This window comes from Spirosoma pomorum (assembly GCF_054776615.1).
Genome location: NZ_BAAHBP010000050.1, coordinates 1 through 1,134 on the forward strand (window position 1 = coordinate 1; position 1,134 = coordinate 1,134).

Annotated in this window: 2 protein-coding genes; both read left to right on the top strand. The window is 47.5% G+C overall.

The window, feature by feature from the left end:
* On the top strand, nucleotides 1-293 hold a 293-nt coding region (locus ACYVAD_RS26205; protein ID WP_461142519.1), incomplete at its 5' end, for a transposase.
* Nucleotides 290-1,134 (top strand): IS3 family transposase (locus ACYVAD_RS26210; protein ID WP_461142520.1); only part of this gene is annotated, 845 nt, incomplete at its 3' end. The genes ACYVAD_RS26205 and ACYVAD_RS26210, both read left to right, overlap by 4 nt.

Sequence of the window (1,134 nt, forward strand, 5' to 3'; positions counted from 1 at the left end):
GCAAACCGGCTTCCCGTCGGAAGTATGACCAGGACTTCAAAACTGAAGCCCTACGGATGATCGCCAACGGGCGTAGTGTACTCCAGGTTGCTCAGGCACTGGGTGTTGGCGAGAACTTACTCTATCGCTGGCGTAGCCAACAGGAAGCGTCAGGGACGAAAGGGAAAGAAAAGGCAGACAGCCCATTGGCTATCGAAAATGAGCGATTGCGGCACCAATTGCGGCAGATCGAAGAGGAGCGGGAAATTTTAAAAAAAGCCTTAGCTATTTTCAGCCGACAGACCTCCGGTTGATTTATCAGTTTATCGGCCAGCACACGAATGACCATTCGATTCAACTCTTGTGTAAAGTATTCGGTGTTAGTCGTAGTGGCTTTTATCGGTATCAGGCTGGTGAGACTTATCAACCCACAGAGGGGAAGAAAAAGCTAACTCAATCGGTTGAAGCAAGTTTTCTTGATCATTACCGTCGCTATGGAAGCCGTCGATTAGTAGAAGAGTTGCGCGATCAGGGCTATCAAGTGAGTCGGTACCTGGTTCAGCAACTTATGCGTCAGCAGGGATTACGAGCTATCCAACCCCGTAGTTTTGTACCGCGTACTACCGATAGTCGCCATAATGGGCCATTTAGTCCTAATTTGCTGCTGGAGGCTCCGTTTCCAACAGCTCCTGGTCTAGTTCTGGTAGGCGACATTACGTACATTGCCTTGGCGGGTGGTGAGTGGGCGTATTTAGCCGCCTGGATGGATCTTTTTAGCCGACGTATTAAAGGCTGGCAGGTAGAAAAACATATGGAAGCGTCCTTAGTCCACAAGGCGCTCAAAAAGGCTTTACTAGCTTATTCAATTCAGGAACAAGCGGTTGTCCATTCTGATCGTGGTGGTCAATACATTGACAAAGACTTTCGCCTGACACTGAGAGATAACAAGTTACGCCAAAGCATGAACCGTCCTGACGATCCGTATGATAATGCCTTTATGGAGTCATGCTGGTCTAGACTGAAAGCGGAATTGATACAGGACGGTATATTTCAGAATATTGAGGATGCTCGCACAGAATTATTTGAATACATAGAATGCTATTATAATCGGCAACGAAAGCACTCCTCATTGGGCTACCAAAGTCCAGAGCAGTT